Origin of the sequence: Ligilactobacillus animalis (genome assembly GCF_009933595.1) — a bacterium.
Classification (GTDB): domain Bacteria; phylum Bacillota; class Bacilli; order Lactobacillales; family Lactobacillaceae; genus Ligilactobacillus; species Ligilactobacillus animalis.
In genome coordinates this window covers 1208334-1233202 of record NZ_CP047141.1, presented here as the reverse complement: position 1 = coordinate 1233202, position 24869 = coordinate 1208334, and the positions used below count along the sequence as shown (strand labels likewise).

The 24869-nt window shown below is 41.0% G+C and carries 23 protein-coding genes; 19 read left to right on the top strand and 4 right to left on the bottom strand.

Going from position 1 to position 24869, the window contains the following annotated elements:
• The first annotated feature begins 26 nt into the window (after positions 1 to 26).
• From GSR62_RS06050 to smpB, 7 genes are all read left to right on the top strand, one after another.
• On the top strand, positions 27 to 1220 hold the full coding sequence (locus GSR62_RS06050; protein WP_010689277.1) for a phosphoglycerate kinase: 1194 nt from the start codon (positions 27 to 29) through the stop codon (positions 1218 to 1220).
• A gap of 84 nt (positions 1221 to 1304) precedes the next feature.
• Positions 1305 to 2060: a triose-phosphate isomerase gene (gene tpiA / locus GSR62_RS06045; RefSeq protein WP_029507338.1), complete on the top strand. Its 756-nt coding sequence runs from the start codon at positions 1305 to 1307 to the stop codon at positions 2058 to 2060.
• Between the two features lie 118 nt (positions 2061 to 2178).
• On the top strand, positions 2179 to 3504 hold the full coding sequence (eno, locus tag GSR62_RS06040) for a phosphopyruvate hydratase (RefSeq protein ID WP_004048249.1): 1326 nt from the start codon (positions 2179 to 2181) through the stop codon (positions 3502 to 3504).
• Between the two features lie 131 nt (positions 3505 to 3635).
• Positions 3636 to 5195, top strand: coding sequence for a ClC family H(+)/Cl(-) exchange transporter (locus GSR62_RS06035; protein ID WP_066024112.1), 1560 nt, complete (start codon positions 3636 to 3638; stop codon positions 5193 to 5195).
• 87 nt (positions 5196 to 5282) lie between these two features.
• The gene (gene secG / locus GSR62_RS06030; protein WP_010689272.1) at positions 5283 to 5519 is read left to right on the top strand and encodes a preprotein translocase subunit SecG; all 237 of its coding nucleotides are present in this window, start codon (positions 5283 to 5285) and stop codon (positions 5517 to 5519) included.
• A gap of 103 nt (positions 5520 to 5622) precedes the next feature.
• Positions 5623 to 8010, top strand: coding sequence for a ribonuclease R (gene rnr / locus GSR62_RS06025; RefSeq protein WP_066024017.1), 2388 nt, complete (start codon positions 5623 to 5625; stop codon positions 8008 to 8010).
• Between the two features lie 25 nt (positions 8011 to 8035).
• Complete coding sequence (smpB, locus tag GSR62_RS06020) at positions 8036 to 8503, top strand: SsrA-binding protein SmpB (protein WP_010689270.1); 468 nt, start codon at positions 8036 to 8038, stop codon at positions 8501 to 8503.
• Between the two features lie 60 nt (positions 8504 to 8563).
• Here smpB and GSR62_RS06015 read toward each other — a convergent pair whose 3' ends face one another.
• Entirely contained in the window at positions 8564 to 9157 is a 594-nt protein-coding gene (locus GSR62_RS06015) for a TIGR01440 family protein (protein WP_066024016.1), read from the bottom strand.
• Between the two features lie 349 nt (positions 9158 to 9506).
• Between GSR62_RS06015 and nrdD the strand changes: the two genes are divergently transcribed.
• From nrdD to pepF, 6 genes are all read left to right on the top strand, one after another.
• Positions 9507 to 11666 (top strand): anaerobic ribonucleoside-triphosphate reductase, encoded by a 2160-nt coding sequence (nrdD, locus tag GSR62_RS06010; RefSeq protein WP_035449114.1) that lies wholly within the window; start codon positions 9507 to 9509, stop codon positions 11664 to 11666.
• Complete coding sequence (gene nrdG / locus GSR62_RS06005) at positions 11656 to 12336, top strand: anaerobic ribonucleoside-triphosphate reductase activating protein (protein ID WP_010689268.1); 681 nt, start codon at positions 11656 to 11658, stop codon at positions 12334 to 12336. The genes nrdD and nrdG overlap by 11 nt, the downstream gene beginning before the upstream one ends.
• A 353-nt stretch (positions 12337 to 12689) precedes the next feature.
• Positions 12690 to 13088, top strand: a complete 399-nt coding sequence (gene spxA / locus GSR62_RS06000; RefSeq protein ID WP_029507336.1) for a transcriptional regulator SpxA — start codon at positions 12690 to 12692, stop codon at positions 13086 to 13088.
• Positions 13089 to 13222: 134 nt separating this feature from the next.
• Positions 13223 to 13972, top strand: coding sequence for an adaptor protein MecA (locus GSR62_RS05995; protein WP_010689265.1), 750 nt, complete (start codon positions 13223 to 13225; stop codon positions 13970 to 13972).
• 93 nt (positions 13973 to 14065) lie between these two features.
• On the top strand, positions 14066 to 15040 hold the full coding sequence (locus GSR62_RS05990) for a competence protein CoiA (protein ID WP_066024015.1): 975 nt from the start codon (positions 14066 to 14068) through the stop codon (positions 15038 to 15040).
• Positions 15041 to 15078: 38 nt separating this feature from the next.
• Positions 15079 to 16887 (top strand): oligoendopeptidase F, encoded by a 1809-nt coding sequence (pepF, locus tag GSR62_RS05985; RefSeq protein ID WP_035449102.1) that lies wholly within the window; start codon positions 15079 to 15081, stop codon positions 16885 to 16887.
• Between the two features lie 44 nt (positions 16888 to 16931).
• On the opposite strand, the gene GSR62_RS05980 is transcribed toward pepF, so the two are convergent.
• Entirely contained in the window at positions 16932 to 17561 is a 630-nt protein-coding gene (locus GSR62_RS05980; protein WP_035449104.1) for a DsbA family protein, read from the bottom strand.
• Positions 17562 to 17765: 204 nt separating this feature from the next.
• On the opposite strand from GSR62_RS05980, the gene yjbM reads away from it, so the two are divergent.
• Genes yjbM through GSR62_RS05955 form a run of 5 tightly spaced genes read left to right on the top strand, consistent with a single transcriptional unit; the run spans position 17766 to position 22535 of the window.
• On the top strand, positions 17766 to 18395 hold the full coding sequence (yjbM, locus tag GSR62_RS05975) for a GTP diphosphokinase (RefSeq protein WP_035449116.1): 630 nt from the start codon (positions 17766 to 17768) through the stop codon (positions 18393 to 18395).
• A gap of 36 nt (positions 18396 to 18431) precedes the next feature.
• The gene (locus GSR62_RS05970; RefSeq protein WP_010689259.1) at positions 18432 to 19250 is read left to right on the top strand and encodes an NAD kinase; all 819 of its coding nucleotides are present in this window, start codon (positions 18432 to 18434) and stop codon (positions 19248 to 19250) included.
• Positions 19228 to 20124 carry an RluA family pseudouridine synthase gene (locus GSR62_RS05965; RefSeq protein ID WP_035449105.1) on the top strand — a complete coding sequence of 299 codons (897 nt, stop codon included), beginning with the start codon at positions 19228 to 19230 and terminating at the stop codon, positions 20122 to 20124. The genes GSR62_RS05970 and GSR62_RS05965 overlap by 23 nt, the downstream gene beginning before the upstream one ends.
• A 15-nt stretch (positions 20125 to 20139) precedes the next feature.
• The gene (gene mgtE / locus GSR62_RS05960) at positions 20140 to 21507 is read left to right on the top strand and encodes a magnesium transporter (RefSeq protein ID WP_035449107.1); all 1368 of its coding nucleotides are present in this window, start codon (positions 20140 to 20142) and stop codon (positions 21505 to 21507) included.
• 11 nt (positions 21508 to 21518) lie between these two features.
• A complete protein-coding gene (locus GSR62_RS05955; RefSeq protein WP_066024014.1) occupies positions 21519 to 22535 on the top strand; it encodes a YdcF family protein in 1017 nt (338 codons plus the stop codon).
• Positions 22536 to 22614: 79 nt separating this feature from the next.
• Here the strand turns inward: GSR62_RS05955 and GSR62_RS05950 are convergent, their stop codons facing one another.
• The gene (locus GSR62_RS05950) at positions 22615 to 23259 is read right to left on the bottom strand and encodes a copper homeostasis protein CutC (RefSeq protein ID WP_179854473.1); all 645 of its coding nucleotides are present in this window, start codon (positions 23257 to 23259) and stop codon (positions 22615 to 22617) included.
• 5 nt (positions 23260 to 23264) lie between these two features.
• On the bottom strand, positions 23265 to 24281 hold the full coding sequence (locus GSR62_RS05945; RefSeq protein WP_066024012.1) for a lactonase family protein: 1017 nt from the start codon (positions 24279 to 24281) through the stop codon (positions 23265 to 23267).
• Positions 24282 to 24474: 193 nt separating this feature from the next.
• On the opposite strand from GSR62_RS05945, the gene GSR62_RS05940 reads away from it, so the two are divergent.
• On the top strand, positions 24475 to 24837 hold the full coding sequence (locus tag GSR62_RS05940) for a PTS glucitol/sorbitol transporter subunit IIA (protein ID WP_010689253.1): 363 nt from the start codon (positions 24475 to 24477) through the stop codon (positions 24835 to 24837).
• Positions 24838 to 24869: the final 32 nt, after the last annotated feature.

Here is a 24869-nt window from a genome sequence, read left to right as displayed (position 1 = left end):
TTTTAACAAATCATGGAGGCTTACTTATGTCTAAACTTATTGTTTCAGATTTAAAAGATCTTAAAGGTAAAAAAGTTTTAGTTCGTGTTGACTTTAATGTTCCTATCAAAGACGGTGTTATCGGTGATGATAACCGTATGGTAGCTGCATTGCCAACGATCAAATACATCACAGATCAAGGTGGCAAGGCTATCTTATTCTCACACCTTGGCCGTATCAAGACTGAAGAAGACAAAGAAAAGTTGTCTTTACGTCCAGTTGCAGAACACTTAGCTGATCTTTTGAACAAGAAAGTTACTTTTGTACCAGCTACACGTGGTGAACAATTAGAAAAAGCTATTGCTGAAATGGAAGATGGCGATGTTTTAGTTGTTGAAAATACACGTTTTGAAGACTTAGACGGTAAGAAAGAATCTGGCAACGATCCAGAACTTGGCAAGTACTGGGCATCACTTGGCGATGTATTCGTTAACGATGCATTTGGTACAGCACACCGTTCACACGCTTCTAACGTTGGTATCGCAAGCAACATGGAACAAGCAGCTGCTGGTTTCTTATTAGAAAAAGAAATCAAGTTCTTGGGTGAAGCTGTTGACAACCCAGTACATCCATTCGTTGCTATCTTAGGTGGTGCTAAGGTTTCTGACAAGATCGGTGTTATCGAACACTTACTTGACAAAGCTGACAAGATCATCGTTGGTGGTGGGATGACATACACATTCTACGCTGCTAAAGGTATCAAGATCGGTAACTCTTTAGTTGAAGAAGACAAGATCGATTTAGCTAAAGAATTGCTTGAAAAAGCTGGCGACAAGATCGTTTTACCAGTTGATAACGTATGCGCACCTGAATTCAACAACGATGCACCTACAGAAGTCTTTGAAGGCGACATTCCTGATGGCTACATGGCGCTTGATATCGGACCAAAGTCTGTTGCATTGTTCAAGGATGTCTTGAAAGATGCTAAGACAGTTGTTTGGAACGGACCTATGGGTGTGTTTGAAATGTCTAACTTCGCTAAGGGTACACTTGGCGTTGGTGAATTCTTAGGCACATTGACAGATGCAACTACGATCGTTGGTGGTGGTGACTCAACTGCTGCTGTTAAGAAATTAGGTATCGCAGACAAGTTGACACACATCTCTACTGGTGGTGGTGCTTCCCTTGAATATCTTGAAGGTAAGACACTTCCTGGTATTGCTGCCGTTTCCGACAAGTAATAACCATTGATCAATTGCTGACAGGGGTAATATTTTTGCCCCTGCCAGTTTGTTTAAACAATTTTCTTTGAAAGGATGATTTTCGTGCGTACACCAATTATTGCAGGTAACTGGAAGATGAACATGAATCCAGAACAAACTGCTGAATTTGTAAAAGCCGTTAAAGATAAATTACCAAAAGCAACAGAAGTAGAATCTGTTATTGCTGCTCCTGCTGTTGACTTACCAGCATTATTAGAAAATGCTAAAGGTTCAGAATTAAAAGTAGCTGCTGAAAACTGCTACTTTGAAGATGAAGGTGCCTTCACAGGTGAAACTTCACCTAAAGTTTTAAAAGAAATGGGCGTTGACTATGTGATCATCGGTCACTCCGAACGTCGCGACTACTTCCATGAAACAGACGAAGACATCAACAAAAAAGCACATGCTATCTTTAACAATGGCATGACACCTATCGTTTGCTGTGGTGAATCTTTAGAAACTCGTGAAGCTGGCAAGGCTGAAGAATGGGTCGAAGCACAAGTTAAGGCTGCACTTAAAGACTTAACAGCAGAACAAGTTTCAAACCTTGTGATCGCTTATGAACCAATTTGGGCTATCGGTACAGGTAAGACAGCTACATCTGACCAAGCAGAAGAAATCTGTGCAGTTGTAAGAAAGACTGTTGCTGACTTATACGACCAAGACGTTGCTGATAAAGTTCGCATCCAATACGGTGGTTCTGTAAAACCAGCTAACGTTAAAGAATTAATGGCTAAGCCAAACATCGATGGTGGCTTAGTTGGTGGGGCTTCATTAGTTCCTGAATCATATCTAGAATTGGTTAATTTTAACGACTAGATTAATTTTTGCTTGAACCTTCATGAAATGGATTGAAAGTTTAGGCCAAAACCATTAAAATAATTGATGAGGACAATATTTCTCAAAGTCAATCAAACTAAAAGGAGAGTAATATTTTATGTCTGCAATTACAGAAATTTATGCTCGCGAAGTCTTAGACTCACGTGGCAACCCAACGGTTGAAGCTGAAGTTTACACAGAAGATGGCGGTTTTGGTCGCGGTATCGTGCCTTCCGGTGCTTCTACAGGTGAACACGAAGCTGTTGAATTGCGTGACGGCGACAAGTCACGTTACATGGGCAAAGGTGTTACAAAAGCTGTTGCTAATGTAAATGATATTATCGCAAAAGAAATCGTTGGCTACGAAGTAACAGACCAAATCGCTATCGACAAGGCTATGATCGCTTTGGACGGTACACCAAACAAAGGTAAGCTTGGTGCTAACGCTATCTTGGCTGTTTCCATCGCTGTTGCTCGTGCAGCTGCTGATGAATTACAAGTGCCATTGTACAACTACATGGGTGGTACAAACGCACACGTATTGCCAACACCAATGATGAACGTTATCAACGGTGGTGCACACTCAGATAACAAGGTTGACTTCCAAGAATTCATGATCATGCCTGTTGGTGCTTCTTCAATCAAAGAAGCTGTTCGCATGGGTTCTGAAACATTCCACAACTTGCAAAAACTTCTTGCAGCTGATGGTAAAGTAACTTCTGTTGGTGACGAAGGTGGTTTCGCTCCTGACTTTGCTAACAACGAAGAACCATTACAATACTTGATCAAAGCTATCGAAGCAGCTGGCTACAAGCCTGGCAAGGATATCTCCATTGCTATCGACGTTGCTTCTTCAGAACTTTGGGATGGTGAAACTGGCAAGTACAAACTTCGCTGGTCAACAGGCGAAGAATTCACAACTGCTGAATTCATCAAATATCTTGAAGGTTTAGTTGCTAAATACCCAATCATCTCTATCGAAGATCCTATCGACGAAAACAACTGGGATGACTGGAAAGAAATCACAGCTGAACTTGGCAAGAAAGTTCAATTGGTTGGTGACGACTTCTTCGTTACAAACACACAATACTTAGCTAAGGGTATCCGTATGGGTTGTGCTAACTCAATCTTGATCAAAGTTAACCAAATCGGTACTTTGACAGAAACTTTCGAAGCTATCGAAATGGCTAAGGAAGCTGGTTACACAGCTATCGTTTCCCACCGTTCTGGTGAAACAGAAGATACAACAATTGCTGACTTGGTTGTTGCTACAAATGCTGGCCAAATCAAGACAGGTTCTATGAGCCGTACAGACCGTATCGCTAAGTACAACCAATTAATGCGTATCGAAGATCAATTGACAAGTGGCGTTGCTCAATACAAAGGTATCAACTCCTTCTACAACTTGAGCGAACAAGCTCGTCAAGCAATCGAAGAAAAATAATTAGTTGATTGACTTAACAATCTAGTAGTATAGCTACTACAAAAAGAGACCTGTTGTGGGTCTCTTTTTGTTTCTACATATAAATTTTTCTAGGGGGGGCACTGTTTGCAAGATAGGCAGTGGAAGAAAAGATGAAAAAAATCAGTTTAAAGAGTTTAAATTATGTGCGCTTTCGGTTTATAATTCGCGGAGCTCTAGTTGGGATATTAGTAGGTTTTGTAGTCAGTTTATTTCGGTTAGTGATCGAAAATTTACTTAAAGTGATGCAAGGTGTTTATCCAAAATTATTGACCGAACCAAAATTTTGGCCAATAGTTATCCTTTTTTTAATATTCGTATTAGGCGTGAATGCCCATTTTTTGGCTAAAGAACCTAATATCAGTGGTTCTGGGATCCCACAAGTTGAAGGCCAGTTGGCTGGGCTAATTGAAGTTGATTGGTGGTCAGTCTTATGGCGTAAATGGATCGGGGGTGTCCTAGCGATCGGATCAGGACTATTTTTAGGGCGCGAGGGTCCTTCGATCCAATTAGGAGCGATGGTCGGGCAAGGCGTCTCGCAAAAGTTACACTTAAGCAAAAGTGAGCAACGCTGCTTACTGGCAGGTGGAGCAGCTGCTGGACTAGCCGCTGCTTTTAATGCTCCGATCGCAGCGTCATTATTTGTGATCGAGGAGATATATCACAATTTTTCTCCTTTTGTTTGGACGACTTCATTGGCTGCGGCCGTTACGGCTAATTTTGTTTCACTTAACTTTTTTGGATTGCGTCCCGTGTTATATCTACCTCATGATCAAAGTTTTCCGCCGAGCAGCTATTGGGCCTTAGTTATTTTAGGGATCTTCTTGGGTTTGTTGGGCTTAGTATATGAATTTCTGACGCTTAATAGTAGTTATCTGTATCAAAAGTTAAAGTGGCTCTCACCCCGCTTTTATGGAGTGATACCGCTGGCTATAGTGATCTTTATCGGGATGTATTGGCCTCAATACCTAGGTGGGGGCAATAACTTGATCGTCAGTTTACCAGCGTGGCATTTGACGTTAGGTAGCTTACTGTTCTTGTCTTTATTACGCTTAGTTTTTTCGACGTTATCATACGGTTCGAGCTTGCCTGGGGGGATCTTTTTACCGATCTTGACGTTAGGAGCTTTACTGGGGGCACTTTACTGGAAGGCCTTGGCGCAAATGGGGCTTTTATCCGATGCTTTTTTAGTCAACTGCATGGTCTATGCAATGGCAGGGTATTTTGCAGGAATCGGCAAAGCACCCTTTACCGCGATCCTATTAGTAACTGAGATGGTCGGTTCCTTAGAACACTTGATGCCTCTAGCCTTGGTCTCCTTAACGGCTTATGCAGTTTGTGATATTTTACACGGTAAGCCGATCTATGAAGCGATGTTGGCCAATCTAAGCGCCCATACTGATAAGCAAAAAATGCTGCTTAAAGTTGATCAGCATGAACAATTTGAGTTCCCGATCTTTGCTGGTTCAAAATTACAAGATCGCCAAGTAAAGACGATTGCTTGGCCTAAAGAGTGCCTATTGTTGACGATCCGTCGCGGTGAAAAAGAGATCTTGCCCCATGGAGAAACTTTACTCAAAGCAGGGGATACTTTAGTTATCTTGACTGTGCCGGCAAAGCGAGCTTTGATCAGAGCTAAATTGACCCAGTTATCGGACTTACCACCAAATTAGCGGGAAATGTTACTGGAAAAATTTGAGTAAGTATGCTAAATTATAATAGATATAGTTTACCATAGCGGGTAAGGAGGTAAATTTAGATTGTACAATATACTTTTAACACTATTGCTGATCGTTTCAGTGCTGATCATTATTGCTGTTTTAATGCAACCAGCTAAGACTGACAATGCATCCTCAGCCTTATCTGGGGGCGCAACAGAATTATTTAGTAAGCAAAAACCACGTGGATTTGAAGCATTTATGCAAAAGGTCACGGCCGTTTTAGGTGTCGTATTCTTTGCGCTATCCTTAGCTCTAGTATACATTTCAGCACACTAGCTTTATAAGACAAAGCCTCCTGCATGATGATCACAGGGGGCTTTTTTCGAGTAAAAGTCATGACAGTGAATGTTAATTATTTCAAAAGATGATGAGGATTTAAATGGAAAAAGAAAAGATAAAAGAATCACTAATAAATTATTTTGAAGCTGAACCTGAAAAGAAATTCACTGTTCAGGAGTTAGCTGATAAATTAGAAATGAATAAAGCTGGGCAATTTAATTTTGTTGTCCAAGCAGTCGCTCAACTTGAACATGATAAGGTGATCGCCTTGAATGATGAAGGTCTTTTTAGTGCTGTAAAGCATGAAAGTGCATCTAAATTTACGGGGATCTTTCACGCAAATGACCGCGGTTTTGGTTTTGTAACGGTCGATCCTGAAGAACCAGATTACTTTATCAACCCAACGCAAACACTTTCAGCCTTGAATGGGGATGAAGTTGAGGTCGAAATGATCGCAGCTGGGGATCCAGCGATCGGTAAGCGTCCTGAAGGTAAAGTTACGGGGATCGTCCAACGCAATTTGACTCAAGTCGTAGGTGAATTCAAGCCGCTTGAGGATGAAAACGTACCTAGTGGGATCATTGGAACCGTCCATTTACGGGACAAAAAGTTATCTAACTACCGCTTTTTAGTTGAAGATACTGGCTTACATCCGGTCGAAGGTGAGATCGTCTTAGCTGATATTACGACTTATCCTAGTTCAGATCTTCCAGGGATCATCAAAGGGGTCGCAACTAAGGTCATCGGTAATATCAATGATCCGGGGATCGACATTTTACAGATCGTCTATCAACACGATATTCCACATAAATTCCCTGAAGACGTCATGGAACAAGTCGCACAGATCCCAGATCATGTGACACCAGAACAAAAAGTCGGACGGCGCGATCTGACTGACGAACAGATGGTGACGATCGATAGTATCGAATCTAAAGACTTAGATGATGCCGTTAGTGTCCGTAAATTAGATAATGGCAACTATCATTTAGGGGTACATATCGCTGATGTATCGCACTATGTGACCCCGAATACGCCACTAGATAGAGAAGCATTCGAACGGGGAACTTCGGTTTATTTGACTGACCGGGTCATTCCGATGATCCCAGCTAAATTATCAAACGGGATCTGTTCATTGAACCCACAAGTCGAACGTTTGGCTTTGACTTGTGAGATGGAGATCGATCCGCAAGGCGAAGTCGTTTCCCATGAGATCTTCCCAAGTGTGATCAAGACGACGGAACGAATGACTTATAAAGCGATCAACAAGATCTTAGAGTCTGATGATCAAAAAGAAAAAGAGCGTTATCGTGAATTAGTCCCAATGTTTGAAGAAATGGGCGAATTGCATAAGATCTTATTGAAGATGCGCAAGCGCCGTGGTGCGATCGAATTTGAAGATACGGAAGCTAAGATCATCGTGGATGAAAAAGGACATGCGATCGATATTCAATTGCGTGAACGTGGAACAAGTGAACGCATGGTCGAATCCTTTATGTTAGCTGCAAATGAAACGGTAGCAGCGCACTACAAGGATCTTCACGTTCCATTTATCTACCGGATCCATGAAACACCAAAAGAAGAAAAAATCAAATCTTTCTTTGAAATGTTATCTGGTCTAGGGGTCGAAGTAACTGGTAAAGTGAGCGATATTCAACCTAAGATGCTTCAAAAGATCTTAAAGAAAGTTGCCGGTAAGCCAGAAGAACCAATGGTATCAGTGATGTTATTGCGGTCGATGCAACAAGCTAAATATTCGCCAGAACCGTTGGGCCACTTTGGCTTAGCTGCTAAAGACTATACGCACTTTACTTCACCGATCAGACGTTATCCTGACTTGATGGTTCACCGCATGATCCATTACTATGCTGAAAATGGTATCGGAGAAGGTAGTCAAGCCAAATTCCAAGCTGAATTACCAGAAGTGAGCCAACACAGTTCGCAAGCTGAACGGCGCGCGATCGATGCTGAACGTGATACAGATGCGATGAAGAAGGCAGAATACATGGCTGATCATGTAGGTGAAGAATTCGATGCTGTCGTTAGTTCAGTTACTAAATTTGGGATGTTTGTTGAATTACCAAATACAGTTGAAGGCCTGATCCATATCAGTGAGATCAACGATGACTATTATATCTTTGTTGAAAAGCAAATGGCTTTAGTTGGACGTAAGACAAAACAAACTTACCGCATCGGTCAACCGATCCGTGTCAAATTAGTTAATGTCAATGCTGAACAAAAAGAGATCGACTTTAAGCTATTGAGTTTAGGCAAAGCACCAAAATCCGATCTATTAGAAGGTGTCGAATTACCTGAAATGCCACCAAAACGTAAATTTGACCGGAAAAATGGCGATAAACGTGGTCAAAAGCGTCCATTCAAACGTCAAAATAATAATAATGGTCGTCGGGATAATCGGCATAATTCACAACGTTCAAACAATCAAAATGGGCGGAAACCATTTTATAAAAAACGTCGCGACAAAAAATAGCAGTTTATAAAAAGGACTGAGGTAAATGGCAAAACAAGCACAACATGAGCGTCCTTTAGCGCAAAATCGTAAAGCAAGCCATGATTACTATATTTTAGATACTATTGAAGCTGGGGTAGCTTTAACAGGAACTGAGATCAAATCAGTACGTGCGGGCCGGATCAATCTAAAAGATGGCTTTGCACAGATCAAAAATGGCGAAGCTTGGTTGATGAATGTGCATATTTCCGAATATACTCAGGGCAATCGTTTTAACCATGATCCGTTGCGCAACCGAAAGTTATTGTTGCATAAAAAGCAGATCGTGCGTTTAGCTAATGAGACTAGTGGCAAGGGGATCACTTTAGTCCCACTGAAGGTCTATTTAAAAAATGGCTTTGCCAAAGTTTTGATCGGAGTTGCACAAGGTAAGCACAGCTACGATAAGCGGGAAACGATCAAGCGTCGTGATCAAGAACGTGAGATCAGAAGAACACTCAAAAATTATAGTTAAAAAAGCTGGTAAGCCGACTCCAGATGAGGTGGAGTTAGCGTACCAGCTTTTTATATTTCGTTAAGCTAACGGATTTAAAGGATCAACTTGTTGATTTAGATTTTCAAATTTGTAGATCGCACGTTCGCCACCGATCAATTTTGGCCGTGAACTCAAATAAGTAACATGGGCCGAACCGATCTCTTTGATCGAAGTTCTAACTGGGATCTGAACGAATTTAACGTGCATCCCGATCGCAGTGTCACCGATGTCGATCCCAGCTTTAGCAGTGACATGTTCTACTTCGACTGGATCTTTGAATGTTTCAAAAGCCGCTACCTGTGCAGCTCCACCGGCGTGTAAGCTAGGGCAGACTGAAACGATCTCTAAACCGTGATCTTCGGCGACTTGACGTTCCATAGCTAAAGCACGATTCAAATGTTCGCAACCTTGAACAGCAAGCTGGACTCCTGATGGCAAGATCTCAGTCAAAGTTTTGATGACTGTCCGTCCCACGTCTAAATTGGAATATTTACCGATCTTTTTACCTCGGATCTCGCTAGTGCTGCATCCTAAGACAAAAATATCGTTTTTCTTAAGATCAGTCTGTGCTAAAAATTCAGTCATCCCTTGTTTAAGTTGGTCAGCTATTTGATTTAGGAATTCTTCTTGCATAAAAGATACCTGCTTTCTAAAATTATCTGCACTTTAAGTATAATACTTTAGACATGTTAGAGCTAATTTCCGGTAAAAAAAGTTTCACAGCCAGCTAGTCGGAGATGAATAGGATAAGAGCGCGCTCCAAACGTTGTATATTGTTTTCAACATATAGTATGGTTTTTGTGAAACCAAACACTATATGTTGTGTTTGGCTGCGATTGGTTATATCATATAAAGTACCAACAGGGAAATAGGATTTAAATATAGATAAGTTTGTTAGTTAGGATGTTGTAGGTGGACCATGATGATTTTAAGATCGTGGTTCATTTTCACTTTTAGCTGACGTAGAAGGGACCTGATGACGATGATGGAATTTAAGGAACAAAAAAAGTATGTATTACCTAAGATGGTCATCAAAACAGATGGATACGAGGTACCATTTGCACTTTATAAGTTGGAGAGCGTTTTGCGTAAGTTAGGCTTGGCTACGGATACCGATGCAATTATTCTCGCTTTACTCGCCAAGTTAGCGGACCAAACGACACTTACCAGCACTGAGATCTACGATAAATTGACAGCTACGCTAAATGAATTAGGTTATGATGCCGAAGCCAAGGCTTATGTTGCTCATCACCAAGCCGATGAAGCCAAATGGCAAGAAGAGACTGATCCAACTGTCAGGTTAGGCCGGCTTCAATCTAAGGATCCGAGTTTAGTTCATGAGAATGCTAACAAAGACAGTAATGTTTTCAATACGCAACGTGATCTGACAGCGGGGACAGTCGGTAAGACACTAGGGCTTCGGATGATGCCAAAGCATGTGGCTAAAGCTCATCTGCGTGGTGACATCCATTATCACGATCTGGACTATACTCCTTGGAGTCCGATGACGAATTGTTGTTTGATCGATTTTAAAGAGATGCTGACAAATGGCTTTAAGATCGGTAATGCTGAAGTTGAAAGCCCTCATTCGATCCAAACTGCGACCGCCCAAATGTCACAGATCATTGCTAATGTTGCTTCTAGTCAATATGGTGGCTGTTCAGCTGATCGGATCGATGAGGTCTTAGAACCCTTCGCACTAAAAAATTATGACAAACATTTAGCTGAATCTAAAGAATATATCGAAGATCCAGCTAAGCAGATCGAATTTGCTAAAAAACGGACGAAAAAAGATATCTATGATGCTATGCAAGCACTGGAATATGAGATCAATACGCTCTTTTCTTCTCAAGGACAGACTCCCTTTACCACATTAGGGTTTGGCTTAGGAACTTCATGGGTCGCACGTGAGATCCAAAAATCGATCTTAAAGATCCGGATCGGTGGCTTGGGCCGGGAAAAACGGACGGCGATCTTTCCTAAATTGGTCTTTACGATCAAAAAAGGTTTGAACTTAAAGCCCGAAGATCCTAATTATGATATCAAGCAATTGGCGGTCGAATGTGCAACCAAACGGATGTATCCCGACGTCTTGATGTACGATAAGATCAAGGAATTAACGGGGAGCTTTAAAGCACCGATGGGATGCCGTTCATTCTTACAAGGATGGAAAGATAAGCACGGAAATGAAGTCAACTCTGGCCGGATGAATTTAGGAGTCGTGACGCTCAATTTACCACGGATCGCTTTAGAATCTCACGGTGATATGGATCTTTTCTGGCAGATCTTCAACGATAAGGTCAAACTTTGTAAGACTGCGCTTGATTTCAAAGTAGCTCGGGTCTTAGATGCGGTCCCAGAGAATGCGCCGATCTTATACCAATATGGTGCTTTTGGGCAACGGCTAAAACCAGGTGAAGATGTAAGTCAGCTCTTCAAAGATGAACGTGCCACGGTTTCGATCGGTTATATCGGGCTTTATGAAGTAGGGACACTTTTCTTTGGTCCAAATTGGGAACATGATCAAGCAGCACATGATTTTACTCTCGAGATCGTTAAGCAATTACATGATGCGTGTGTGCGTTGGTCAAAAGAAACTGGCTATCATTTTAGCGTCTATTCAACCCCAAGTGAATCTCTGACAGATCGTTTCTGTCGCTTAGATACAGCTGAATTTGGGAAAGTCAAAGATGTTACTGACAAAGATTACTACACCAATAGCTTCCATTATGATGTCAGAAAGCATCCAACACCATTTGAAAAGCTTCAATTTGAGATGGATTATCCAAAATATGCTGCGGGTGGCTTTATCCATTATTGTGAGTATCCGAACTTGCGCCAAAATCCGAAAGCTTTAGAGGCAGTTTGGGATTTTGCCTATGATAAAGTTGGCTATCTGGGAACTAATACGCCGATCGATCATTGCTATAAATGTGGTTTTGAGGGAGAATTCAAGGCTACAGCTCGTGGCTTTGAATGCCCAGATTGTGGTAACCACGACCCTAAGACCTGCGATTGTGTTAAGCGGACTTGTGGTTATCTAGGTAATCCTTTGCAACGGCCGATGGTTCATGGACGTCATGAAGAGATCGCGGCACGAGCTAAAAATATTGCACCGGGGATGATGACTGATGGAGAATAGTGGGACGATCAGGATCACTGTTGGAGGCGATACTGCTTTTATTGCCTCTGAAACACTAGCACCAAAGCAGGTAGCCACTCCGACTAAAGCTAAAAGACGAGTGCGTCGCCCCAATGATCCTAAACCTAAGGAATGGTTAGCTAGTGAGTTGAGTAAACAAAAAATAGCTGACTATAAACCGTTCAACTTTGTCGATGGTGAGGGTGTCAGATGTAGTTTATATGTCAGTGGATGTAAATTTGCTTGCCCTGGGTGTTATAATAGGGCTGCACAAAGCTTTAATTATGGCTTTGAGTACACCAAGGAATTAGAAGACCAGATCATAGCTGACCTTTCACATGATTATGTTCAGGGCTTAACGTTGCTTGGGGGAGAACCCTTCTTAAATACACAAGTTTGTTTGCCCCTAGTCAAGCGTATCAGACAAGAATATGGTGATAAAAAGGATATCTGGTCGTGGAGTGGATATACTTGGGATGAGTTACAAAAGGAATCAGCTGATAAGTTGGAATTATTGTCATTGATCGATATTTTAGTCGATGGGCGCTTCCGGGAGGATCTTAAAGATCTAACTTTACAATTTCGAGGAAGCTCGAATCAACGTATTATTGATGTTAAAAAATCTTTACAAGCTGATGAAGTCATTATCTGGGATAAATTGGAACATTGATATAATTAAATAGATAAAAAATAATACCTAGTTACAAAAATGATCATTGGGCTCGAATTGATAAAATTCGGGCCTTTTTAGCATTGTATCAACCTTTAAGATAATAATTAGTTTAATAGTAGATAATTTTTTTATTATACCTTATAGAAGAATTAATGTTTTGAGCAATGAATACGCTCCCTTTGTTTTGACGGGTTTTTTTGAAATCATTAGAATGGTTCTAAAAACTTGATAAAAATATAGCGATTAATTTTTATAAAAAAGGTATCAATTTTTTAAAATAGGTGTATAATGATGGATGAGGATATATATTGTATGGTTGCACCAGGTTTTATTGAGAAGGGGCGATTTATATGGTTACCTTATACACATCACCAAGTTGCACATCTTGCCGTAAGGCGCGTGCATGGCTTAGAAATCACAACATTTCTTACAGTGAGAGAAATATTTTTTTGGAACCATTGAGTATTGATGAGATCAAGCAGATCTTGCAAATGACCGAAGATGGAACAGAGGAGATCATCTCTAAACGTTCGAAGGCATATCAAGAACTTGATATCAACATCGAGGAAATGCCATTGCAAGAATTACTTGATCTAGTCCAAAAACATCCCGGCCTGTTAAGACGACCAATTATTATGGACGAAAAGCGACTTCAAGTGGGATACAATGAAGATGAGATTCGTCGTTTCCTACCGCGGGAAGTACGTGCGCTTGAATTGCGTCGTGCCCGTGAACTTGCAGGTTTCTAAAGTTTGTAATAAGATATACTATAGATTAGACCATTCCAAGTTTTTTGGGTGGTCTTTTTTGATAATTTTTGGTATGATAAAGTTTGCAAATTAAGTGTTTTGCAAGCATTTAAGTAGGAAAGGGAGGATCACAGATGGAAATGGAAAAAGTCAATGAGAATACAATTAGGGTATTACTCGGAACCGAAGATCTGACTGATCGTGGTATCACCGTCCTTGATCTACTTGGCAATCAAAAAGAGATCGAAAATTTCTTTTTTAGCATTTTAGAAGAGGTCGATAAGGACCACGAATTTCGCGATAATGATGCGGTAACTTTCCAACTGATCCCTAATCAAAATGGATTAGAGCTATTTATTACCAAGGTGGATCCTAAAAAAGCAGAAACTTCGATGAATTTAGAACGTGATGATTCGAAAGAAAGTGATGCAAACGACTCGCCGTTAAATATCGCTAATGCCGGGATCGGGAATGATCTAGCTGACTATATCAGAAAACAGATCACCGGTGAAAATGAAAAAATTAGACACCAAAAGCCTGCTTTAGCCGATGACGGTGATGGAGTATCTGGCTACTTAAAAGAAGATCCAGAGGCACAGTATCGCTATGTGGTAAGTTTTGCTGACTTTGAAGACTTTATTCAGTTAGCTAAGGCTTTCAATTATGACAGTACAGTCTCGAATCTTTACCATTTAGATGGCAAATACTATCTCGAATTAGTCTTTTTTGCTGATCAGATGGAAGTGGCTGATGTCAAGGATGCGATGGCTTTGGTTTATGAATATGGTCAAAAAGAGCAGTTTGAATCTGCAGTCGTTAAAGAACGTGGTAAGTGTTTGATGGAACATGCGGCACTTGAATTAGCGCGGTATCATTTTAAATAATTTACTGATAAATAGGACAGAGGATATCTGTTCTATTTTTTTGCATTAAATTTAGTCACCTTGGCGTACTTTAGTAGTAAAGGGGGCTTTTAAATGTTATATGCGCTAACAAAAGATTCAAAAATGATCACAGCCAAAGCAGCAACAAAAGAGCAAAAATATTATTGTCCAAGTTGCCACGAACCAGTCATTTTGCGTCAAGGGCATTATTATACGGCACATTTTGCGCATTTGAAGCGGACTTGTGGGACTTTTAGTGAAGGAGAGACCAATGAGCACTTACGAGGAAAAAAGCTATTAGCCACTTTTTTTAGGGCGTTTGGAGCACGAGTTAAGCTTGAAGCCTATCTACCTGGGTCAAAGCAACGTCCCGATCTGTTGGTCCAGTTGCCTGATCAGCAGCTTTTGGCTTTAGAATATCAATGTGCACCACTCAGTTTACGCAAATTGCAAAAACGCTCACGTGGATATCACGATGTTGGTCTAGCTGAATTGTGGATCTTAGGAAATAATTATAGACTTAAGCGCAGTTTACCACAGCAAGTTGCACAATTTATGCGGTGGTCAAAAAATCGGGGCTTTTATTTGATCTATCTCGATCCCATTAAAGCATACTTTGAAGTTGTTTATGGGATCCAAAAAGCTGATTTTTTGCCACTTAAATATCAATACTGGCGGACAAATGATGTCAAAAAACTAAAAGCTTTTTTCGCTACCCCACAAAAGATACGATTAAAGTATTTATCGCTGAGTGAAAGAAAAAAACAAAAGTATGCTTTGGCTAAACAGATATATTATTCGACTGGGGCTATGCGTAAATTGCAACAATTAACATATCAAAAGCGTCTAAAGTTGACTGGGGTGATAGATGATTGTTTAGCATTGAACTATAGTTACCCATTATATCGGACAGCAACTTTATGGTGGCGGACAGCGTTATATTGTGAGCAGTTTTCGAGGCCTAAAATACCGGCTTATGAGCTGGTTTTTGTTGATTTGAAGCCATTTATTGAACAAGATATTGATAATTTTTGTAAAGGACTTGCTTTTCTTAAAAAAAATTTCTAAAATTAAGGCACTACCGATAATTAAAGGGGGATTTTGTAATGAGTGAAGTAACACGTCTACCAAAAAGATCAGAGGTAGCACTCGAGCTTACTTGGGATCTGACCAAGATCTTTGCAACTAATGCAGAATTTGAAGTAGCCTTTGCGCAAGTAGCAAAAGCAGCTGAAGATTTTGAACAATATAAGGGAACACTAGGAAATAGCGCTCAAGCCTTTTTAGCTGCTCTAACGGCCATGCTCGAGTTAGATCGCCAACTTGAAGTAGTTTATGTCTATGCAAGCATGAAAAACGATGAGGATACCGCTAATGCTAAGTACCAAGCTTTGATGGCACGGGTCCAAAAGTTATTAGCTGATGTTTCAGCGAAATTAGCTTGGTTTCGACCTGAGTTATTAGCTTTAGCGCCAGAAAAATTAGCAAGCTATTATCAAGATGAACCTAAATTAAATGCATATAAAACTTTGATCGATGACTGGACTAGACTTCGAGCCCATGTCTTGAGTGAAAAAGAAGAAGCACTGTTAGCAGGTGCAAGCGATATTTTGGGCGCTTCAGCTAATGTTTTTGAAGTTTTAAACAATGCTGATCTAAAATTCCCCGTAGTAACTGATGAAACGGGCTCAAAGGTCGAGCTTTCAAATGGGGTCTACGGTAAATTGCTCGAATCGACTGCGCGCCCAGTTAGACGTGAAGCATTTGAACAGTTATATGCTGTATATAAACAGTTCAGACACACATTTGCAGCTACACTGTCGGCACATGTGCGTAAGCATAATTTTTCAGCTAAATTACGTAATTATCAAAGTGCCAAGGAAGCTTCATTAGCCCAAAATGATATTCCAGTAGCTGTTTATGATACTTTGGTCAAAACGGTCAATGAAAATTTGGGGCTACTGCATGAGTATGTAGCTTTACGCAAGGATATCTTAGGTGTCGACGAGTTGCATATGTATGATATGTATACTCCATTGACGGGTGAACCGACATTGACGTTCACTTATAAACAGGCTAAAAAGATGACTTTAGAGGCCTTGAGCGTCTTAGGTGAAGAGTATCTTGCTTATGTAGAGAAAGCTTTTGACGAACGCTGGATCGATGTGGTCGCTAATGCAGGTAAACGTTCAGGAGCGTACTCAGGTGGGGCTTATGATACTGCACCATATATTTTATTGAATTGGCAAGATACGTTGGATAATCTCTTTACGTTAGTTCATGAGATGGGACACACGATGCACAGTTACTATACACGGACCAATCAACCTTATCAATATGGGGATTATTCGATCTTTGTTGCGGAGATCGCCTCAACGACAAACGAAAACTTGTTGACCCAGTATTTGTTAGAGACTCAAACTGATCCTAAGGTACGGGCTTACGTATTGAATCACTATCTAGATGGCTTTAAAGGAACTGTTTATCGGCAAACCCAATTTGCTGAATTTGAAGCTTGGATCCATGAACAAGATGCTTCCCAAGTACCATTGACAGCAGATCTGATGTCAGATTTCTACGGTAAACTAAATCAACGCTACTATGGTAGTGCAGTCGAAAATGACCCAGAGATCGCATATGAATGGTCACGGATCCCGCATTTTTACTACAATTTCTATGTTTATCAATACGCAACTGGTTTTGGGGCAGCTTCTACTTTAGCAGAGCGCGTCTTAGATGAAGAACCGGCGCATACGGAAGCTTATTTGGACTACTTAAAAGCAGGTAGTTCAGCTGCTCCATTAGAGGTAATGAAAAAAGCTGGTGTTGATATGACTGATAGTAAATATCTAGAGAAAGCTTTTGGTATCTTTAAGGAACGTTTGGCTGAATTAAAAGAGCTATTAGCTAAATAAGCAATAAAAAAATAAACTTGTTCGACCACAAGGGCCGAGCAAGTTTATTTTTTTAATGATAATTGGTGGTAAGTTGGATGAAGCCCATTTTTGGTGCAAACAAATTCCTTTGCTGCATTACCAAAAAGCAATTCTTCCAAACTTGATAACGAGGTGCAGTTTTCAACTGAGACTGCACATTCAAGATAGTCTAAATTGTATACCACCATAGATGGTGGGGTATTGACGTTCATTTCAGCAGCTAATCTTTGATCTTCTCGAAAACTTTCAACTGCTAGTTTCGAGCGCCGATCGTGTTCAAACGTAGCAAGATCTAGTTTACTCTCTTTAGCTGCACGAATAACGACTTCTTCACTGTATTTTTTATGCTCGACATAGAGTTGGCGCTGAACATTAAGCAAGAAATCGTGACCGCGTTTGCGCCCTTGAAAAAGAGCAGCTTTGTAATCCAAAACGGCATTATACAAGATCTGGGATACTTTATTGCGCAGTTGCAAAGTATCACCTGAAACATTCATCACAGACATAACCTTGGTCACTGATTGCAAGTTCAAAAGTGGGATAAAACGAATCTGAAACTTTTGTGGCGATTCTTCCGCAAGTTTTAAAATGTTTTGTTCTGCTTCGTAGCATTTAGCGCCAAGAGGATTGATAAACAAATACATCTCTAACATGGTGTTCTCCTCCACTTGATCAAATATTCCTTTTTTCTATATTTATACTTTAAGCAAAAAAAATGATTTTTGCAATAAATCTGACTTATTTTGTACGCAAAAGCGTTTTCATACGTTAAAATGTAGCTTTAATTTTTTTGAGAATGTAAAAGAGCGTGGGTCTGTGTTAAACTGATAAGGTATAGAAAGGTGGTGATCTATTTAATGGAAGACGATTGGAGCAATTTTTTAGAGCCTTACGATCAAGCGGTCAACGAGTTGAAACTCAAACTCAGAACTCTGCGTGGGCAATTTAAAAAGAGCGGCAACCGCAGTCCAATTGAATATGTCACCGGCAGAGTCAAACCAATACCAAGCATTTTAGAAAAGATGAAACGGCGCCAGATCAAACCCAAGCGTTTGTCGCAGGATATGGAAGATATCGCTGGGGTACGGATCATGTGTCAGTTTGTGGAAGATATCTATCGCGTAGTTGAACTTTTACGGAAGCGCAAAGATATGCAAGTGATCGAAGAACGTGATTATATCAAAACGCCCAAGGAAAGTGGCTATCGGTCCTATCATTTGGTGGTCACGTATCCAGTCCAACTGCTGGAGCGCGAGCAACAACTAAAAGTTGAGATCCAGATCAGGACGTTAGCGATGAATTTTTGGGCTACGATTGAACATTCACTCAACTACAAGTACCAAGGATGTATTCCGTCTGAAGTTGCGATGAGATTAGAGAAAAGTGCTGAGATCGCTTTTGCACTTGATCAAGAAATGTCTAGCATTAGAGAAGAAGTCAATGAGGCACAAAGATTATTTGAAGATAAGCACACGAGCTTAGGGTAGTTAAGCAAGACACATTCGACCATGGAGGTGAGAATAATGAGAATCGCAATTTTTGCTAATAAACGAGCCAAATCACAAGCTGTTAAGAAAAAACTATATCAAAAGTTTGTGGAACGCCATTTTGTGATCGATGACGAAGAGCCCGATGTTGTAGTGACGATCGGGGGCGATGGTACTTTGCTATCGGCTTTTCATCATTATAAAGATAAATTAGAGCAAATTCGTTTTGTGGGTGTTCATACGGGACATTTAGGATTTTATACGGATTGGCGTGATGATGAGATCGACGATTTGGTGATCAGTCTGCAATCGGATAATCGCCAATCCGTCAGTTACCCGTTATTGGAAGTTTCTGTTAAATACGCCGATAGCCCGCGCCGTGAGCGTTATTTAGCGTTGAATGAATCGACCTTAAAGCGTAATAGTGCCACCATGGTAACGGATGTGTATATCGGTGGTGAACTCTTTGAACGCTTTAGAGGCGATGGGCTATGCGTTTCGACGCCGACTGGTTCGACGGCATATAATAAATCGCTTGGTGGGGCAGTAGTCCACCCTAATCTTGAGGTCTTGCAGATAGCCGAGATCGGTTCGATCAATAATCGCGTTTTTCGGACCTTGAGCTCACCGATGATTGTAGCACCTAATGACTGGATCACCTTTAGACCGGGAAAAGGGAGCGATTTTGTTTTGACTGTCGATTCAGAATCGTATCATAACCGTCAGATCTGTGAGATTCAATATAAGGTCTCAAAAAGGCGGATCTATTTTGCTAAATACCGCCACACACATTTTTGGCGCCGAGTTCAAGACGCCTTTATAGGAACTGAAGATGAAGATAGAATGGATTTATAACGAAGAAAATAACTGTCATTTAAAGACATTTTTAAAACAAAAGGGCGTATCGCGTCGTTTATCTGCTAAGATCAGACATGAAGGGGGCAAATTATTGGTGAATAACACTTCAGGTCGGATCGTGGATCAAATAAAAAAAGGCGATAAGATCACGATCAGCTTACCGCCAGAACATCCGCGCAAAGAGACAGTGATCCCATCATATGTCCCGTTAGATATCGTCTATGAAGATGATCATTATTTGATCGTCAACAAACCAGCCCGTCTGACTACGATCCCGTCCCCCTTGACCGATCAGCGAACTGATTCATTGGTCAATCGGATCGTGGGCTATTACAAATTACGTGGTTACGAGCAGACGGTCGTTCATATCGCAACGAGGCTAGACCGTGATACGACGGGGCTAGTTTTAGTTGCGAAACATCGATATGCTCATGCTTTGATCGATCAACAGCAACATGCACACACGATCAAAAAAGAATATCTGGCTTTACTTACGGGTAAACTGACGAACCCACATTTTACAGTAAACTTACCGATCGGACGCCAAGAGGGTAGTTTGATCAAGCGCCGAGTCTTAGCAGGAGGGCAGTTTGCTAAAACTCAATATTGGTACGAAAAAAGTGTAGGCCAAGCGACGCTGTATCGGATCCGGTTGCACACGGGACGGACACATCAGATCCGCGTTCACAGTGCTTACTTGAAGCATCCGTTATTAGGGGATCGCTTGTATGATGGTGCCAAAGTTTTGCCTTTGCAACGGCAAGCTTTGCATTGTGCCTATCTGCGCTTTTATCATCCTTTTTTAGAAAAAGACGTTGAGTTTACTTGTGAGTTACCGCGAGATATGCAACAGTATCTAGCAAACAATTAGAAAAGAGGGATGAGTATGGCTGAAAATCTGGTAAAAACTCAAAGTAACAAGAAGATCATCCAGTTGCTGAACAGCCAAAAAGCACGGCAATTTAGAGAAAATTATTTGGATCTGCACGTTTATGAACAAGCACAGATCTTTACTGAATTAAATTCACAACAAAGAGCGAGGCTGTATCGCTATTTAACGGCCAAAGAAGTCGGGGACATGTTTGATGCGATCGAAGATGAACCCGAAGAAGTTGTAAAATACTTTGAAGAAATGACGCCACAATATGCGGCCAATGTTATTGATGAGATGTATACCGATAACGCGGTCGATATTTTAGCGTATGTACCTAAAAAAGATCTAGCGGGCTATCTGCGCCTTTTGCCGACTGAAAAAGCTGCTGAGATCCGTGAAATGTTGCACTATGAAGATAAGACTGCTGGTGCGATCATGTCGACGGAATATGTGGCGATCGCTGGCAATCAGACGGTCCGCTCAGCGATGCATGTTGTCAAGCGTGAAGCAAGCGATGCTGAAACGATCTATTATGTTTATGTTGTTGGCTCTGATAACAAGTTGATCGGTGTTTTGACTTTACGTGATCTTTTGATAAATGATGATGATCAAATGATCACGGATATCATGACAACGCCGGTGATGTCAGTTAAAGTTTCTGATGATCAAGCTGAAGTTGCACAGACGATCCGGGATTACAACTTCTTAGCGATCCCAGTGACCGATTATGAGAATAAATTGATCGGGATCATCAACGTCGATGATATCATTGACGTTATCGATGAAGAATCTGCTGAAGATTACTCTGGTTTGGCTGCCGTTGATACCGAAGAAGTAGCCGATAACCCGATCAAGGCTGCGAGCAATCGTTTGCCTTGGTTGATCGTCTTGTTATTATTGGGGATGTCGACAACGACTTTGATCTCACATTATGAAGGTATGATCAGTCAAGCTAGTATTTTAGCGATCTTTGTTTCTTCGATCACCGGTACTGCCGGAAATGCTGGGACGCAGAGTTTGGCGGTCGCAGTTCGGCGATTAGCTAGTCGTGATGAAGATCAACCGTCTGTTTATCGCCAATTTTTTATCGAACTTTTGACGGGTCTGGTTACGGGATTAGTTACAGGTTTGACGATCTTTTTGATCGTTGGCTTTTGGAAGCAAAACTTTATTTTAGGTTTTGTTATCGGGATGGCAATGATGTGTGCGATCACGGTGGCAAACTTAGCTGGGAGCTTTATCCCTAATTTGATGGATAAGATCGGAGTCGATCCCGCTGTGGCTTCAGGTCCGTTTATCTCAACGTTAAGTGACTTGACTTCGGTGTTGATCTACTTTAATATTGCAAAATTATTTATGAAATTTTTTATGGGGACATAAGGGTAATTTAAATGTTGGTATTTGTATCGATATTCTTAGTTGGAATAGGTTGGTTTGCTTATACAATGAGGCACGAGCCCCGTTCTTTATGGGCCGGCGTTTCATTTGTGACCTTTTTACTGACAACAGTGATCTTTATCGCTGCGATCCTAATGAGATATAGTGAGTTCTTGTATGCTCATCAGTGGCTGTTTTTCATTATTATCTTTTTAGCGAGCATAGTGACGATATGTATGGTATTGTGGCCGTTTGTGTTAGTGTCTGTCTTTCTCTATAATGGGGTCAAGGTGATCTTAAATGAAGGCTTTAAATTCCACAACCTATTATCGCTCGGTTTTGGGATCTTTTGTATTGCTTACTTAGTGATCTGGCCGATGTTTGGACATTTTACCGATAAAAATATTTGGATGTACGCCTATGGTTATTTAGGTTCGGTGACGGTCTATTTCTTACTCGTTATGGTGATGTATACTGTAACGTTGACTTTGAATTTGGTTCACCTTAAGTTGCCAAAACTTGACTATATCGTAGTTTTAGGTGCAGGGCTAAATGGAACTGAAGTAACACCGTTATTGGCAGCGCGGATCGAGCGGGCGATCGCGGTCTACCGTAAAACACCACGTTTAAAATTGATCATGTCGGGGGGACAGGGACCAGATGAAGTGATCGCAGAAGGTGAAGCGATGCGAAACTACGCTTTAAAGCAAGGGATACCTGCAGATGATATCATTGTTGAAAATAAGTCAACGACTACGTATGAAAATATTTTATTTTCACATCGCTTGATGGCGCCAAATGCTAAATTTGGGATCGCTACTAATTCATATCACGTTTATCGTGCATTAGTGATCGCTAAACGTCAAGGGCTTAAATGTGTTGGCTTTGGTGCCAAAACACGTTGGTATTTTACGCTCAATGCATTTATGCGTGAATATATCGCTTATCTGAGGATCACTTATAAGCTGCAATTGAGCGTCATTTTAGCTTTAGGTGTCGTATATATGGCATTTGCATATTTGAAAATATAACTATTTCGAGTCAGTCAGGGGACTGGCTTTTTTGTGGAATAAAAAACAAGCCTGACCGAGATCAGACTTGTTGTGAAGCTCAAGCTAATATTTTAGTTCCATGGACTGCAGTGACTTGTAAGGCGTCAGCTACCGCTTGGGCATTTTTGGCCGTGATCTTACCCCCAGGAAGGATCGTGATCCGCCCATTAGCATAAGCGATGAGCTCTTTTAAATGCTCTAAATTAGCTTCGATCGGAGTATCTTTAGGACCACCATGGGTCAAGATCCGGCTAAAGCCTTGCTCGACTGCCCAATTGATCGTCCGTTTTTGTTCGTCAAAGCTCAGTTCATCAAAGGCCATATTAAAGACGAGTTCCATTCCGCCAGCTGCAGCAATGAGCGTTTCCATTGCTTCGTAGTCGACTTGACCATCAGCCGTCAAAGCACCGATACAAACCGCATCAGCTCCTAAGACTTGAGCTTCTAAGATATCAGCTTCCATGATCTTTAATTCGATATCATTGTAAACAAAATTTCCACCACGAGCCCGGACTAAGATCACTAAGGGAATATTTTTTTCATGGGTATACTTGATAGCTTCACCCATAACACCTTTACTGATCGTAGTCCCGCCGACAGCGAGGTTGTCGCAGATCTCGATCCGATCAGCACCCTGTAAAACGGCTTGGGGGAGGTCAGTATAATTTTCTAAGCAAACTTCGCGATAAAGCAAATTCTTCATTCCTTTTATTTAAAATAAACACATACACCCTCGGGAAGAGGAATATCTTTTTGGCAACAAGCAAGTAAGCCGGTTTCTTGGTCACGGGTATACAAGGTTGCATTATCAGTATTTTGGTTAGCGACCAAAATAAATTTTTCAGTTGGGTCAAGCGCAAAATCACGTGGAAAATCACCGTGAGTCGTAAGATGTTGGATCAATTTCAATTCTCCATCTAAGACTTCAAAGACAGCAAGTGAATTGTGACCGCGATTAGAAACGTAGACAAAGCGACCATCATTAGAAACTCTGATCGCAGCAGCTCCGTTATGTTCAGTCCAATCAGCTGGGATCGTGCTTACAGTTTGGCGTAAGTAAAAAGCACCAGTTGTCGAATCATAATCAAGTATAGAAACCTTGCTGGAAAGTTCTCCAACTAGGTAAGCTGTCTTTTTGTCGGGAGCAAACGCTAAATGACGTGGTCCGAGCCCAGCTTTAGTCTTTAAGATCGAAACAGGTGCTAACTTACCTTCAGCTGAAACATCGTAAGTCGAGACCGTATCGTTCCCCAGATCAACGACTGCCAACCGGCCATCAGGAGTCAAATCGGTATAGTGAACGTGTGAGCCATCTTGTTCTTTACGAGGGCCATAACCAGTCTGAACGACAGAATCACAAAGTGTTAATGTTTTATCAGGATTTAAGCGATAGACATCGATCTGTCCCTTGTGATAATTAGCAGTGTAGACTAACGATCGCTTTTTATCGAAAGCTACATAACATGGATTAGCACCAGCCACAAGGGCGTCATCTGTAAGGGCATAGCTGTCATTTGCCAGTTCATAAGCAGCTATCCCACCTAGCGGACCTTCCTTGGCTACAGTCAGCAAGGTTTGATCAGTTGTTGTTAAGTAAGTAGGATTTTCCACGGCGATCGCTACTTGAGGCGTGGAAATTTGAGCGGTATCAGTGTCTAAAACAGCATGATAGATACCTTGGCTAGTTTTCTTGGTATAAGTACCAAAGTAAATCTGTTCTTTCAAAAAAATCCCTCCATTCATTTTGCTCAATTATTATTCTAACATTTTTAAAGGGAAATTTGTGCAACCTAGGCCGGGAAGTCCGCAAATGGTAGAAAAACTACTTTTCTACGTAAAAGTGCGGTATAATGTAGCTGTGTTGTGTAGATGAAGCGACGCAAAATCAGGTGATGTGCTAGAGAGGGTTTGTAAAGTTATGATCAAAAGTGAAGTTATTGAAATCGGAGCTAAGGCAGTCTCTAAAGATGAGCCAATGGTGATCTTATTTGATGAAACGGCTTCTCCTCGCTTACGAGAAGTTTCTGTGATCCAACGCTTTGAAAATGATGCGGTCGAGAACTATGATCTAGAGATCGGTTCTAAGATCCAGATCGATGATCAAGTTTATCATGTAAAATATTTAGGTGAATTAGTTAAAAGTAACCTAACAACGATCGGGCATACTGTACTCAACTTTAAACCGGTACCAGAAAAAGAGCATCTCCAAGAAAATGTACTCTATTTAGAGCCACATACTATGCCAGTGATCAAACAAGGAACACAGATCATTTATGGATAAATAAAATGATCCCCTCTAAGACTATTTAGGTC